Origin of the sequence: Vibrio penaeicida, assembly GCF_019977755.1 — a bacterium.
Classification (GTDB): domain Bacteria; phylum Pseudomonadota; class Gammaproteobacteria; order Enterobacterales; family Vibrionaceae; genus Vibrio; species Vibrio penaeicida.
The window spans coordinates 3,049,003-3,063,759 of sequence record NZ_AP025144.1; the positions used below are offsets into that span (position 1 = coordinate 3,049,003).

General features: G+C 44.3%; 15 protein-coding genes. 5 read left to right on the forward strand and 10 right to left on the reverse strand.

Features of this window, described 5'->3' with window-relative positions:
• Nucleotides 1-19 precede the first annotated feature (19 nt).
• From rseP to rpsB, 8 genes are all read right to left on the reverse strand, one after another.
• Nucleotides 20-1,378 carry a sigma E protease regulator RseP gene (rseP, locus tag LDO37_RS13635; RefSeq protein ID WP_126605819.1) on the reverse strand — a complete coding sequence of 453 codons (1,359 nt, stop codon included), beginning with the start codon at nt 1,376-1,378 and terminating at the stop codon, nt 20-22.
• Nucleotides 1,375-2,583, reverse strand: a complete 1,209-nt coding sequence (gene ispC, locus LDO37_RS13640) for a 1-deoxy-D-xylulose-5-phosphate reductoisomerase (protein ID WP_126605820.1) — start codon at nt 2,581-2,583, stop codon at nt 1,375-1,377. The genes rseP and ispC overlap by 4 nt, the downstream gene beginning before the upstream one ends.
• A gap of 57 nt (nt 2,584-2,640) precedes the next feature.
• On the reverse strand, nt 2,641-3,483 hold the full coding sequence (locus LDO37_RS13645) for a phosphatidate cytidylyltransferase (protein ID WP_126605821.1): 843 nt from the start codon (nt 3,481-3,483) through the stop codon (nt 2,641-2,643).
• Nucleotides 3,484-3,498: 15 nt separating this feature from the next.
• Nucleotides 3,499-4,251 carry an isoprenyl transferase gene (locus tag LDO37_RS13650; protein WP_101110635.1) on the reverse strand — a complete coding sequence of 251 codons (753 nt, stop codon included), beginning with the start codon at nt 4,249-4,251 and terminating at the stop codon, nt 3,499-3,501.
• Nucleotides 4,252-4,347: 96 nt separating this feature from the next.
• Nucleotides 4,348-4,905, reverse strand: a complete 558-nt coding sequence (gene frr / locus LDO37_RS13655; RefSeq protein WP_101110636.1) for a ribosome recycling factor — start codon at nt 4,903-4,905, stop codon at nt 4,348-4,350.
• 46 nt (nt 4,906-4,951) lie between these two features.
• The gene (gene pyrH / locus LDO37_RS13660; protein ID WP_126605822.1) at nt 4,952-5,683 is read right to left on the reverse strand and encodes a UMP kinase; all 732 of its coding nucleotides are present in this window, start codon (nt 5,681-5,683) and stop codon (nt 4,952-4,954) included.
• A 185-nt stretch (nt 5,684-5,868) separates the two neighbouring features.
• On the reverse strand, nt 5,869-6,711 hold the full coding sequence (gene tsf / locus LDO37_RS13665; protein ID WP_126605823.1) for a translation elongation factor Ts: 843 nt from the start codon (nt 6,709-6,711) through the stop codon (nt 5,869-5,871).
• A 146-nt stretch (nt 6,712-6,857) separates the two neighbouring features.
• Nucleotides 6,858-7,592: a 30S ribosomal protein S2 gene (gene rpsB / locus LDO37_RS13670; RefSeq protein ID WP_145959477.1), complete on the reverse strand. Its 735-nt coding sequence runs from the start codon at nt 7,590-7,592 to the stop codon at nt 6,858-6,860.
• A gap of 404 nt (nt 7,593-7,996) precedes the next feature.
• Here rpsB and map point away from each other — a divergent pair, with 404 nt between their 5' ends.
• The 3 genes from map to LDO37_RS13685 all read left to right on the forward strand — a co-directional run bounded on the left by map (nt 7,997) and on the right by LDO37_RS13685 (nt 12,163).
• A complete protein-coding gene (gene map, locus LDO37_RS13675) occupies nt 7,997-8,875 on the forward strand; it encodes a type I methionyl aminopeptidase (RefSeq protein ID WP_126605824.1) in 879 nt (292 codons plus the stop codon).
• 100 nt (nt 8,876-8,975) lie between these two features.
• Nucleotides 8,976-11,600, forward strand: coding sequence for a bifunctional uridylyltransferase/uridylyl-removing protein GlnD (gene glnD, locus LDO37_RS13680; protein WP_126605825.1), 2,625 nt, complete (start codon nt 8,976-8,978; stop codon nt 11,598-11,600).
• Nucleotides 11,601-11,779: 179 nt separating this feature from the next.
• Nucleotides 11,780-12,163, forward strand: a complete 384-nt coding sequence (locus tag LDO37_RS13685) for a DUF3461 family protein (protein ID WP_126605826.1) — start codon at nt 11,780-11,782, stop codon at nt 12,161-12,163.
• Nucleotides 12,164-12,273: 110 nt separating this feature from the next.
• Here the strand turns inward: LDO37_RS13685 and truC are convergent, their stop codons facing one another.
• Together truC and LDO37_RS13695 are read right to left on the reverse strand one after the other, a co-directional pair.
• On the reverse strand, nt 12,274-13,008 hold the full coding sequence (gene truC / locus LDO37_RS13690) for a tRNA pseudouridine(65) synthase TruC (RefSeq protein ID WP_185829685.1): 735 nt from the start codon (nt 13,006-13,008) through the stop codon (nt 12,274-12,276).
• Nucleotides 12,993-13,310: a YqcC family protein gene (locus LDO37_RS13695; protein ID WP_126605828.1), complete on the reverse strand. Its 318-nt coding sequence runs from the start codon at nt 13,308-13,310 to the stop codon at nt 12,993-12,995. The genes truC and LDO37_RS13695 overlap by 16 nt, the downstream gene beginning before the upstream one ends.
• Nucleotides 13,311-13,392: 82 nt before the next feature.
• Here LDO37_RS13695 and LDO37_RS13700 point away from each other — a divergent pair, with 82 nt between their 5' ends.
• On the forward strand, nt 13,393-14,430 hold the full coding sequence (locus tag LDO37_RS13700; RefSeq protein WP_126605829.1) for a DUF3549 family protein: 1,038 nt from the start codon (nt 13,393-13,395) through the stop codon (nt 14,428-14,430).
• 21 nt (nt 14,431-14,451) lie between these two features.
• The gene (locus tag LDO37_RS13705; protein WP_101110647.1) at nt 14,452-14,751 is read left to right on the forward strand and encodes a DUF3301 domain-containing protein; all 300 of its coding nucleotides are present in this window, start codon (nt 14,452-14,454) and stop codon (nt 14,749-14,751) included.
• Nucleotides 14,752-14,757 lie beyond the last annotated feature (6 nt).

Sequence of the window (14,757 nt, forward strand, 5' to 3'; positions counted from 1 at the left end):
TTCTACCAATCAGGTGATATCAAAGGCGAGTAAAATCATTAAACAATGCAACTACCATGAGAGAGAATATAATTGCGCCTCCCAGACGGTAACCGACTTCTTGAATCTTTTCTGGCACAGGGCGGCGGATAATTGCTTCCACCGCAAAAAATAACAAGTGACCACCATCCAAAATTGGTAATGGCATTAGGTTAATAATTCCTAGGTTGATACTGATTAGAGCAAGAAAACCTAGGAAGTACACCAAACCATAATCAGCGGTTGTGCCAGCGCCTTTAGCAATGGATATAGGACCACTCAAGTTCTCTATTCCAACATCTCCAACAACCAATTTTTTCAATAAACTGAAGGTCAAAGAAATAACTTGTCCTGTTTTCTCAACAGCTTTACCAACGGATTCAACCACACCATATTGTAGGTCGAAGCGATAGTCTGCGGGCCATTCACCAATTTCAGGAGCAATACCTGCAAACCCTTTGGTTGTTCCGTTTTTTGCTTCCTTAGCTTCAGGAATCAGCGCCAACTGAACTTCAACACCATTACGCTCAACCAACACATCAATTGATTTATTTGGGTTCGTCTGGATAGCATCAACCATTTGCTGCCATTCCGACACGGGCTGACCATCAATTTCCAGAAGCTGATCACCAACTTCAAATCCAGCTTTATAAGCGGCTCCGCCATTACCTACGTGCGCGATTTTAGTGGTCGTATCTGGGCGAAATGGTGTAAAGCCTAATGTTCTCATTGGCGATTCAGTTTCTGGGTTGAAGCGCCACTCACGCAAATCAAGCGTATAGGTTTCTTCGAAGCCAACACCACCTTCCGGTGTAACCGTCATCGTCATTTCATCATCGCCAATATGGGCAATTAACTGCATATTAACGGATTCCCAATCTGCGGTTTTGATTCCCGCGACGGACTTTAGTTCCATCCCATCTTGAATTCCGGCTTGTGCAACAATGGAATTGGGGGTTACCTCTCCTATCACGGGTTTTATTGCTGGAACACCAATAATGAAGACAACCCAATAGGCAAACAGTGCGAAAATAAAGTTAAATGCAGGACCAGCGCCCACAATTGCGCTTCTTTGCCACAATGATTTTCGATCGAATGCTTGCTCTTTCTCTTCTTCTTTGAGCGAATCAACTCGCCCATCGAGCATTTTGACATAACCACCTAACGGGATAATAGATAGGCTGTATTCTGTTCCGTCTTTACCTATCTTGCTCCAGATAGACTTACCAAACCCTATCGAAAACTTATGAACTTTTACTCCGCAGCGTCGCGCTACCCAGAAATGCCCATATTCGTGCACAGCAACCAACACCCCAAGGGCGACGATAAACGATACTAAATTCCACAAAATACCAGTCATATTGCTCGCTTACCTACATATTCATGCGCAAAAGTACGCGCCATTCTATCCAGCTCTAATAAGCTTTCCAAGCAATCTACTTCAAGGTTTTGCTGTAGACCACACAGCTTAGATAAAACCTGATCGTTGATTGCAGCTATATCTGTAAATTTAATTTTGTGATTCAAAAATGCATCCACCGCAATTTCGTTGGCGGCATTTAAACCAGTAGTGGCATGTTGCCCTGTATAGCAAGCCTCTATCGCTAGCTTAAGGCAAGGGTAACGCTCGAAGTCTGGCTCAAGAAATGTGAGTTCACCTACTTTGGTAAAATCAAGCGGCTTAACACCCGCTGAAATACGCTCAGGATAAGACATCGAGTAAGCAATCGGCGTCGCCATGTCAGGCTCACCCATCTGAGCCAATACAGAGCCATCACAATACTGAACCATTGAGTGAATCACCGACTGAGGATGTATTACGACTTTAAGCTGGTCTCGCGCAGCATTGAATAACCATTTGGCTTCAATGTACTCAAGCCCCTTGTTCATCATAGTGGCAGAGTCAACCGAGATTTTTGGCCCCATAGACCAGTTAGGGTGTGCAATGGCTTCTTTAGGCGTCACGTTAGCCAAAGTTGCAACATCTGAATAACGAAAAGGGCCGCCAGAACCAGTGAGTAAAATGGACGAGATTCCTGAATCTGCAAGATTGCATTTACCCGGTCGAACCTGAACTTCTTTAGGTAGACACTGAAATATCGCGTTGTGCTCACTGTCTACAGGTAACAGCTGCGCTCCATATTTCTCTACAGCATCAACAAAAAGCTGACCAGACATAACCAACGCTTCTTTGTTAGCGAGTAACACCTTTTTACCCGCTTGAATCGCTGACATAGTAGGTATTAACCCAGCAGCTCCAACGATAGCTGCCATAACCATATCAACTTCATCCATTGAAGAAACGGCACAAAGTCCTTCGTTTCCACTTAAGACGGTTACTTTTTTACCGGAGGCTGACAGTTTTTCTCGGAGCGAATTCGCTGCATTTTCGTCCGCCATAACGGCATACGATGGGTTCCAAACAACGCATAAATCATGCATTTTTGAAACGTTTGTGCCAGCAGCCAACGCGAAGACGTTGAACTTCTCGGAGTTTTGGGCGACAACTTTTAAAGTGCTATCACCAATTGAGCCTGTTGCTCCAAGAATGGTTATATTTTGCATTATAGAAAACCGTTATACAGAACATGAAAAGGCAAGTTTCCTTGCCTTTTTACTATGCTAAAGCGTGAAATAGAGTAAGGCAAAAACAGGAAAGGCGGCGGTCAGGCTGTCAATTCTGTCTAGCACACCACCGTGTCCCGGGATAATGTTTCCACTATCTTTAATGCCCGAAACTCGCTTAAACATGCTTTCTACCAGATCACCTAATACTGAAATAACGACAGTAGTGAAAGTGATGAATATCATTATGACATGACTTGGGAAGGTGAGTTCAAACCAATTTGCGGCACCCCATCCAATAACCAATGCGGTAATAATGCCACCAACCAAGCCTTCAATGGTTTTATTTGGGCTTACATTTGGAGCCATTTTACGCTTTCCGAACGTTTTACCTGCAAAGTAAGCACCGCTGTCAGCAGCCCAAACCAAAAAGCAAACAAACAGTACGAGCTTAGCACCGTAGTATGGATCTGAATCGTAACCAACACTTCGTAAAAGGATAACGGAAGTTAAGAATGGAATAAGTGTCAGCAAGCCAAATACGTGCCTCAGAACCTTAGAGCCTTGCCACAATGCAGAAGATTTCGGGAATGTCATTGCCATTCCACTGGATACTAACCACCATATTCCTGCAGCGGCTAAGATTAAAATGTGTCCACCCGAGACCTGCTGCAAAGCAGAGATTTCAAACGGTAAAAAGTAAAATACACCCGCAAGCACTGCTAAAGCGGGGATTATTGCTATAGAGCGGTTCGGTGTTTCAACGAATTGAGTCCATTCCCAAAAGCCAATTACTACAATTGCAGCAATCGCAGCAATAAATAGGGGTATAGAGAGCTTAAAAATCCCTAATACAACTAATGGAGCCAGAATCAGCGCGGTTATAATTCTTTGTTTCAAGCTGATGATCCTTTGTTAGCCATTCATAATTTCTTGAATCTGCTCGCCTGTGCAACCAAAACGGCGCTCGCGATTAACAAACCATGCCACAGCATCTGCTAGGCTTTGCTCATTAAAATCAGGCCAATGTTGATCAACAAAATACATTTCAGCGTATGCCATCTGCCACAAAACAAAATTACTGATCCGGCATTCACCACTGGTGCGGATGAGTAAGTCGACTTCAGGCAAATCAGACATAGTTAAATGAGATGTTACCAGATCTTCATTGATTTCAGCTGGGTCAAGTACACCCTCTTTAGCTTCAGTCGCGATTTTTTGAATAGCTTGGGTGATATCCCATTTTCCACCATAGTTAGCCGCCACGTTAACAACCATACCTTCGTTGTCTTTAGTTAGGCTTTCCGCTTCTGCAATTTTTTTTTGCAATCGTTGATTAAAACGGCTGATGTCGCCTATAACTCTTAATCTAAGATTATTCTTATGAAGACGTTTGACCTCTTTGGACAGAACGGTAATAAACAGCTCCATCAACAAGCTAACTTCCTCTTCCGGGCGGCGCCAGTTTTCGCTACTGAATGCAAAAAGAGTAACAGCTTGGATACCGAGTCGAGAAGCGGCTGAAATGGTTTTTCTAACTGAATCTACCCCTGCTTTATGACCAAAAACGCGAGGCTTACCCTGCTTTTTTGCCCAACGGCCGTTACCGTCCATAATGATAGCGATATGTTTAGGGAATGCGTCTGGATAGACTTGAGTGTTCAGCATAGGAAGTTCATTGAATCTAATGGGGTTGAGATAATAGCATAAAAAAAGCGCTGTGCTGTGGGCACAGCGCTTCGAAAAAGAAAAGTGTAAGTTATATTACACTTCCATCAACTCTTTTTCTTTTGCAGCAAGAACGTCATCAACATTCTTAACAGCAGCGTCAGTTAGCTTTTGAATTTCATCTTGTGCTTTATGATCTTCATCTTCTGAGATTTCTTTGTCTTTCAGAAGCGCTTTAAGTTCACTGTTTGCATCGCGACGGATGTTACGAATAGCAACACGACCACCTTCTGCTTCACCACGAACGATTTTTACCAAATCTTTACGACGTTCTTCTGTCAATGGAGGAAGAGGAACACGGATTACAGTACCTGCAGACATTGGGTTCAGACCAAGATCCGATTGCATGATCGCTTTTTCTACTTTTGGCGTTAGCTCTTTGTCAAAAACGGTAATAGCAAGGGTACGAGAATCTTCAGCAATCACGTTTGCAACTTGATTTAGAGGCGTTGGTGCGCCGTAGTATTCAACGTTGATATTCGACAGTAGGCTTGGGTGAGCACGACCTGTACGTACTTTAGATAGGTTGTTCTTTAGCGCTTCAACGCTTTTATCCATGCGCTCTTGTGCATCTTGTTTGATTTCGTTAATCACAATTTCACCTTAATATTTTTTTAATAAGAGTGTTTTTGGCTGCCAATTATTGGTCTTCGCTGATTAGCGTACCTTCGGCTTCACCCATTACCACGCGACGTAGAGCGCCTGGCTTGTTCATATTGAATACACGGATTGGCATTTTGTGGTCACGTGCCAGTGTAAATGCCGCTAAGTCCATTACTTTCAGTTCTTTATCAAGAACTTCACTAAACGATAGGTTATCATACAGCTCTGCTTCAGGGTTTGCTACTGGATCCGCAGTAAATACGCCATCAACTTTTGTCGCTTTAAGAACAACATCCGCTTCAATCTCAATACCGCGCAAACATGCAGCAGAATCTGTAGTAAAGAATGGGTTACCTGTACCTGCCGAGAAGATCACTACGCGACCTTGGCGAAGCTCGCGAATTGCATCAGCCCAGTTGTAATCGTCGCACACACCTTTCAATGGAATCGCCGACATTACACGCGCATTGACGTAAGCACGGTGAAGGGCATCGCGTAAAGCAAGACCATTCATTACCGTCGCTAGCATACCCATATGGTCGCCGACAACGCGGTTCATGCCCGCTTCAGCCAAACCAGCACCACGGAACAAGTTACCACCACCGATAACCACACCCACTTGAACACCCAGTTCAACCAGTTCTTTTACTTCTTGAGCCATACGGTCTAGTACCGCAGGGTCAATACCAAAACCTTCTTCACCTTGAAGAGCTTCACCACTCAGTTTTAACAGGATACGTTGATACGCTGGCTTAGGGTTAGTTGTCATGGAGTCTACCTTCCAAATGAGAGTTGTTGATTAACAGTCATGAATACAAATTGCATTTTTACGTTGATGCCAACATGCATTTATGACAATTAGCCACATAGGTCATTGTTTGTAAGTTTATGTATTTTGTTCGTAAAAAGACCGCAGCCTTGGCTACGGTCTTTTTTTCAACAATACGCTAAGGATTAACCTTTTTGTACCGCTGCTACTTCGTCAGCGAAGCTCATTTCTTCCGCTTTCTCGATACCTTCACCAACTTCTAGACGTACGAAGTTAGTTACTGAAGCGCCTTTTTCTTTAAGAACGTCGCCTACAGATTTCTTAGGTTCCATAACGAAAGCTTGACCAGTCAAAGAGATTTCACCAGTGAACTTCTTCATACGGCCAACAACCATCTTCTCAGCGATTTCAGCTGGCTTGCCTTCGTTCATTGCGATTTCAACTTGAACGGCTTTCTCTTTTTCTACTACGTCTGCAGGTACGTCTTCTGGGTTAACGAATTCTGGACGAGAAGCAGCAACGTGCATTGCAACGTGCTTAAGAGTTTCAGCGTCGCCTTCACCAGCAACAACAACACCAATTTTCTCACCGTGACGGTAAGAAGCTAGTGCAACACCTTCAACGTATTGAACGCGACGGATGTTGATGTTTTCGCCGATTTTAGCAACTAGAGCAATACGAGTTTCCTCGAATTGAGCTTGTAGTTCTTCTGCAGTAGCTTTAGAAGCAAGAGCCGCTTCAGCAACTTCGTTTGCAAACGCTGTGAAGCTAGCATCTTTAGCAACAAAGTCAGTCTGGCAGTTCACTTCTAGAAGTACCGCTACACCATCAGCATCTTTGATGATGATTGTACCTTCAGCCGCTACGTTACCTGCTTTCTTAGCAGCTTTTGCAGCACCTGATTTACGCATATTTTCGATTGCTAGTTCGATATCGCCGTCAGTTTCGTTCAGCGCTTTCTTACAGTCCATCATGCCTGCGCCAGTACGGTCGCGCAGTTCTTTTACTAGAGCAGCAGTAACAGCCATTCTCTATTCCTCAGTTAATTCTGGATATGGTAAAAATCAGGGGCTCGATTTCGGCCCCTGATTGTAACTATAACTTAGCTTATATTTAACTTTGATTGCTGATAAGGCTTGTTATCTATAAGACTAAGCGTGACTCAGAGCCGCTATTATTCAGCTTCTTCTACGAAACCGTCTTTTTCAGCAGCTGCAGCAACAACATCTTGGTTACGACCTTCGCTTACAGCAGAAGCTGCAGCGTTAAGGTAAAGTTGTACTGCGCGGATTGCGTCATCGTTACCTGGGATAACGAAGTCAACGCCGTCTGGGTCAGAGTTAGTATCAACAACCGCGTATACTGGGATACCTAGGTTGTTTGCTTCGCGAACTGCAATGTGCTCGTGATCAGCGTCGATAACGAATAGTGCGTCAGGTAGACCGCCCATATCTTTAATACCACCAAGAGATTTCTCTAGCTTCTCCATTTCACGAGTACGCATTAGAGCTTCTTTCTTAGTTAGCTTGTCGAAAGTACCGTCTTGAGCTTGTGCTTCAAGATCTTTCAAACGCTTGATTGACTGACGAACAGTTTTGTAGTTCGTAAGCATACCACCCAACCAACGGTTGTTTACGTAGTACTGGTTGCTAGCGATAGCAGCTTCTTTTACAGCTTCAGATGCAGCGCGCTTAGTACCTACGAAAAGAACTTTACCTTTCTTCTCGCCAACTTTGCCTAGCTCAGCTAGAGCGTCGTTGAACATTGGTACAGTTTTTTCTAGGTTGATGATATGAACTTTGTTACGAGCACCGAAGATGAATGGCTTCATCTTTGGGTTCCAGTAACGAGTTTGGTGACCGAAGTGAACACCAGCTTTAAGCATATCGCGCATTGATACAGTTGCCATTTTAAATTCCTCTATGGGGTTAGGCCTCCACATACCCCATGCGTCCGACTCGACTTCTTAAATATAAGTAAGTGAGCACCCCGGATCATGTGTCGGTATGTGTGTGATTTAAAGAAAATATATTTGGACTCAAAAACAGCTTCGCCAAGTGGAGATAACTGTTCTTAATTCCGGCGCGCTTTATACCATAAAAATCGCCATTTTGGCTAGCATAAATTTGAATATCTCTTCTATTGAAAGTCACCATGAGGTCTATGCTTGCCGTACCCTGAGCTGAAATTGAACGTTAAATGAAACATAACTAACACCACTGCTGCTGTTACAAACCCGTTGCCACGGCCTTTGCGTGTGGAGCAACCCACTGATAGAATGCAGCGATTGCATTAATGAGTTCGAGAAAGACGATGTCTATTAAAATTAAAACCACAGAAGAAATCGAGAAAATGCGTGTAGCCTGCAAATTGGCTTCGAGCGTTTTAGAAATGATAGAGCCGCACGTCAAACCAGGTGTCACCACCGAAGAAATTGACCGCATTTGTCACGATTACATTCTGGAAAACAATGCGTATCCGGCACCATTGGATTACCACGGTTTCCCAAAATCTATCTGTACTTCAATTAATCACATTGTCTGCCACGGGATCCCAGCATCCAAAGATGAAATCGGTTCTACCGGTAAGGGAAAACCTGCGATTTTAAAAGACGGTGATGTCATCAATATCGACGTCACTGTTATTATCCCAGAAGATAAAAATGCCGACTTGAGCGTCAGACCGAAGGGGTATCATGGCGATACTTCAAGAATGTTCTGCGTAGGCGAGGTTTCACCAGCCGATAAGCGTTTATGTACGGTAACACAAGAAGCACTATACGTAGCCATGCGTAAAGTGAAGCCAGGTGTTACGGTTGGCGAGCTTGGTACAGCCATCGATAAATTTATAAAAGACAACAATAAGAAAAATCCTCGCATGAAATACTCCATTGTGAAGGATTTTTGTGGTCACGGTATTGGTAGCGAGTTCCATGAAGAACCTCAAGTGGTTCACTATAAGAACTCCGACAAACGCAAGCTAAAAGAAGGCATGTGTTTTACTATCGAGCCAATGATTAACGCAGGTAAATTTGGATGCAGCGTCGACTCAGAAGACGACTGGACGGTGTACACTGGCGATGGGAAAAACTCCGCGCAGTGGGAACACACGATACTAGTCACAAGAGACGGCTGCGAAGTTCTTACCTTACGAGGTGATGAAAGCATTCCTCGAAACATGGTTAACAAATAACTCAAATCCCAGCATTGCTGGGATTTTTCTTTTGTAGAGTTCGAAAACTTGAGTATCAATTGTTAAAGTTAAAACATAACAGCTAGCACGGAACGCATGGATGACTTTTCAATCCCCTTTTACGCTTAAAGATTCTGCTATGAATCTCGAAAATTTACGTCATGAGTTGGAGAGTTTCTCCAATGACCAAAAAGAAGAGTTTCTCTCGCACCACCCGGTAACCGATTTGGTTCTTGGTCGCAGCGAATATATGGATATGCTGCTTACTCGCCTTTGGGAATACTATGGATTTGAGCACATAGAGGAACTCAGCCTAGTCGCTGTTGGTGGCTATGGACGTGGTGAACTACACCCTCTTTCCGATATCGATATCCTGATTCTTAACAGCTCACCACTTCAGAGCGAAGTCAAAACCAAGGTCAGTGAATTCATTACTCTGCTTTGGGACTTACGATTAGAAGTCGGACACAGTGTCAGAACCGTAGCGGAGTGTGAAGAGGTAGGAAAAGACGATCTGACCGTCGCAACAAACCTCCAAGAGGCAAGGTTAATCTGCGGTTGTGAAGAAACCTTTCACAGCCTAAAAATGCTTATCCACTCAGAGAGTTTCTGGCCGAGCGAGATCTTCTATCAAGCGAAAATCCAAGAGCAAAAGCAGCGACACGCACGGTTCCACGATACCACTTACAATCTAGAACCCGACATCAAATCTAGTCCCGGCGGGCTTCGTGATATCCATACTCTAAGCTGGGTTGCCAGACGCCACTTTGGGGCAACTTCGTTATTCGAAATGAGCCGCTATGGATTTCTCACTGATGCTGAATACCGTGAACTGTTAGAGTGCCAAGATTACCTGTGGCGAGTGCGCTTTGCCTTACATATAGAGCTGAAACGTTACGATAATCGTTTGACGTTTGCCCACCAGCTTCAAGTTGCGCAGCATCTTGGGTTTACTGGCGAAGGCAATAAGCCTATCGAAATGATGATGAAAGAGTTTTACCGCACATTAAGACGTGTGGCGGAACTCAATAAAATGCTACTCAAATTGTTCGACCAAGCCATCATCAATAAAGGTGAACAGCTACCAGCAGAAATTCTGGATGCCGATTTTCAGCGCCGAGGACCTCTAATCGAAGCCAGAAAACCAGCTTTGTTTCAGGCCCGCCCTGAAACCATTTTGGATATGTTTTTACACATTGCGAATGACTCCTCTATTGAAGGCGTGGCACCCGCGACCATGCGACAACTGCGAACCGCTCGCCGTCGATTGAACAAATTTTTGCATACCATTCCAGAAGCCCGTGAAAAATTCATGGACTTAGTTCGTCATCCTAATGCTTTGCATAAAGCGTTCAGTTTGATGCATCGCCTAGGCGTGATGTCGGCTTATCTACCACAGTGGAGCCAAATTGTTGGGCAAATGCAGTTCGATTTATTCCACGTGTATACCGTAGACGAGCACAGTATGCGTTTGCTCAAGCATATCCACACATTTAGCTTTGCCAAAAACCACGCGAAACACCCCATTTGTTGCGAGGTCTACCCTCGGATTCAAAAAAAGGAATTGCTGATCATAGCGGCTATTTTCCACGATATTGGAAAAGGGCGCGGAGGAGATCACTCAGAGATTGGTGCAGTCGAAGCTTACGACTTTTGCATAGAGCACGGTTTATCCAAACCAGAATCTAAGCTGGTTTCTTGGTTGGTCAAACACCATCTGTTGATGTCTGTCACCGCTCAAAGACGTGATATTTATGACCCAGAAGTCGTCACAGGGTTTGCAAAGAAAGTTCGCGATGAAGAATACCTCGAATTTTTGGTATGCCTCACCGTTGCAGACATCTGCGCAACCAACCCAGAACTCTGGAACAGTTGGAAGCGGACACTGCTCGCTGAACTTTTTTACTCTTCCCAGCGAGCTCTACGCCGTGGCTTAGAAAACCCAGTCGATGTTCGCGACAGAATCCGTCATAACCAACACTTAGCCTCGGCTATGTTAAGAAAAGAAGGCTTCACCGCCCGAGAAATTGAAGTGTTATGGCAACGTTTCAAAGCCGACTATTTCCTTCGCCACACCCACAAACAAATTGCTTGGCACGGAGAACATCTCCTTAGATTAGAATCCAAAGAGCAACCTCTGGTTTTACTGAGTAAAGAAGCCACTCGTGGCGGTACAGAAGTGTTCATTTACTCAAAAGACCTGCCCAACCTATTTGCCAACGTTGTTGGTGAGCTCGACAGGCGTAACTTTAGCGTCCATGACGCACAAGTAATGACGAGCAAAGATGGTTATGCCCTCGATACATTCATTGTGTTAGACCATCATGGTGAACCCATAGACGAAAACCGACATGCCAATATGGTTCGTCATATAGAAAGCATTCTCAGTGAAGACGACGTGGCAAACTCAAAAGTGCGCCGGACTCCGAGGCAACTGATGCATTTCAACGTCAAAACACGTGTGGATTTTATTCCAACCAAAACACGAAAGCGCACGCTAATGGAATTCGTTGCCTTAGATACTCCAGGGTTACTGGCAAACATAGGCGCAACTTTTGCCGAGTTAGGTATTCACCTTCATGCGGCAAAAATCATCACCATAGGCGAACGAGCAGAAGACTTGTTTATTCTCACCTCACCTAATGGCGGTCCTTTGAGTGAAGAAGAACAAGCCGCGCTAAAAACCAAGCTGAAAGAAAGCGTTAGTGAGCTTCAGCATCACTAACGAAACAAGTAAATGGACGAGATCCGGTTTATCGCGATCTCGTCCACACTCTCTGCTCAAACGCCTGTCTGACCTATCAATAGCTGCTAAAGTTGAACAGTACTCAATCAGTTTGTTCATCCTGTAGCCTGATGAATATTAAACTGATTTACTATTCATTGGCTAACACGAGGTGCTCTATGTATCCAAACCTCACTGGATTAGGTATTCAAGACCCGAAACAGATCGAACGTTATTCCCTTCGACAAGAATCGCAAAAAGACGTACTTAAGATCTATTTTAAAAAGCAAAAGGGCGAGCTTTTTGCTAAAAGCGTCAAATTCAAATACCCAAGACAGCGCAAAAATGTTTTGGTCGACAGCGGCAGCCATCAGTACAAAGAAGTAACTGAAATAAACCGCAACTTAACACTCGTGATCGATGAGTTAAACACCATTACGAAGCCTGAAAAATTGGTTGAAGTTGATGTGAAAGAGAAAGTCTTGTCTGATCTTCGTCACTTAGAAAAAGTCGTATCCAGCAAAATCGCTGAAATCGAAGCTGATCTCGACAAGCTAAAGTAAGCGGATATTTACGATAGAAAACAATGAATAAGAGGGTTTCCGACCCTCTTATCATAATGAACCCTCTACTAGTAAAGTACAGAGCGGCTAATTAAGCGCTTCAAACCGGATTAAGCAAACAACTCCACCCAACCAAACTCAATCAATAACCTTTCCCAAACATCATCAAACTTCGCCTTTAGCACCAGTTCTTCCTTGGTATAAGGGTGAACAAAGGATAATTCCGACGCGTGAAGAAGCAGGCGATGTGCGTCGTAATGCTCTCTAAACAAGCGGTTGTGCTTGCCATCACCATGAGAAGTATCTCCGACAATCGGATGCCTTAAATGCGCCATATGCCGTCGTAACTGGTGTTTCCGTCCCGTCTTGGGTTTCATCTCAACCAAGCCATAACGTGTGGTTGGGAATCGCCCTGTAGACAGCGGAACTTCTACTTTTCCTAATGGCTGATATACCGTGATCGCCTCTTTGGCTTCTTGGTCTTTATCTGCAAACTTATCCGCAATTTTATCCAACTCTTCTTTGAGAGGATAATCCAGCGTATCACCCTGCTCTATCCATCCTCGCACTATCGCGTGATAGGTTTTTTGCATTTCATGATTCGCAAACATCGGCATCACTTCAGAAGCCACTTCGCTAGAGAGTGCAAACACCAACACACCGGAAGTCGGTCTGTCGAGTCGATGCAATGGAAACACATGTTGCCCAATTTGATCACGCAATGTTTGCATCACAAACTGCGTTTCGTGTTTGTCTAACCAAGATCGATGAACCAACATTCCAGCAGGCTTGTTTACAGCGACCAGATACTCATCTTGAAATAAAATTTCTAGCACGATGCAAATGCCTCATCGATGTCAGAAATAGCTGCTAACACTTTTATCTTAGATACATCATCTTTCCAAACTTCTTCAAAGTATGGCAAAAGCTGCAACGCAGAAGGTAAAGGTTGGCTGGCACTTATCATCGCTTCTAGTCGGGTAATGAATATCCACTGCAACCACTGCTGTGGCTCGAGTGTGTCGTAGGAAAAGGGCTGTTGGCTAGCCAACGCCTCAGGAGAAGGAGGCGAAGATTCCCAGAGGTTTTGTTGCTGCAAAGCGGTTTTAAGATTCTCGATAAGGATCGATATTCGAGCAGTATTCATCTATTTCGTTTCAAATGGCCTTGAAAAATGCCCATAGAGTACCATCTATTGGCTAAAGACATATAGGATAACAAGTCAGTCCATGGACACCATTCATACCCTTACCCAGCTTCTAAGTGACAGTCATTGCGAGTACCAAGTTTTCGATTTGGGTCGTCGTATTACGAAGATCGAGCCTAGTGCATTTGCAAAAGTAGAATTGGGGCGACAAGCTTACCCCTTCCCAATGCAGCGCAAGGCACACATTGCTATTGCCTACTGGAACGAATCGAAACAGCCTTGGATCTGGTTTTTGAAGTTTGAATTGGATGAACGTGGACTACTCAGACAGGCTGACGTGGGTAACTTTATTAAATACATCATTGAAGCCATGGGGACACGACTGGGAGGTGAGTTGAGTGAAGAGCAACAAGAAAAGCTCTCTAACAACCCTTACACCTTCAAGCCAGCAGAAGACAAAATGGCCGTGTTCCACAGCCAAGTTCGAGCAAAGCTGTCGATGCCAACAAGCCAATACTATGAACACGCGCAGCACTATTTCTCAGGTGGTTTAGGCTGGAACAACTGGCAGACAATTGGATTACAAGGCATTGCAGACATTTGTGCGCGCTTTGGCATTGATCAAAATAGCGTGATGCTTAAAAAAGCGCTTAACCAGCTGCCTAACGAACCACTTTATGCCTTATTGGGTGTGCTAGAACACTGTGAACTGCCTGACAACCTCGGGAAAGCCTTGCAAGAAAAAGCGCTCTCTGAATGCAATTCCGACACGCCAGACTTGTTTCTCGTATCGGCATTAGTGAGAGCATTGGCAGGGTCTTCAAACTCTCTTAACTTAATCGTCGACCATATATTACAGAGCCCGAGATTGAGCCATCAGGAAGTATTGGTGGGGATCGCAGGTAGAAGTTGGTCCTCATTGGCGGACACAGAAAGAGCTGGGCAGTTTTTATTGAGGCTCGCACAGACAGGAAATCAAAACCTGTTCAACCAGCTATTTGCCGATCTCGTTATGTTGCCTGAACTTCGAATGGTTTTGCTGCCATTACTTCATAACGCGCCATCGCAAGAATTGGCCACTGCCTTGCTGAAACTTCAGCAAAACACACGTTCTCAATAAACAGCGCCAAAGGATGGAATAATGATAGGGAATCTTTTCACAATCATACTGGTCACCCTGTTCTGTTTGTTGTTCTGGCAACAACGCAGACAATCTGAGCTAGCAAAACAGATGGTTGCGCATCGTTGTAAGCAGCTTGAGATACAAATGTTGTCTGTTTCTTTCAAGGGGCACAAAATTCGCCATAAAACAGGTAAATTAGGCTGGCACACCATTTACCAGTTTGAATTCTCGGCGCTTGGGGATGATTACTACATCGGGGAGCTTACTATGGTGGGCTTTCATGCCAGCCACTTCGAGATCCCACCTTATCGAATGTAGCCTGTG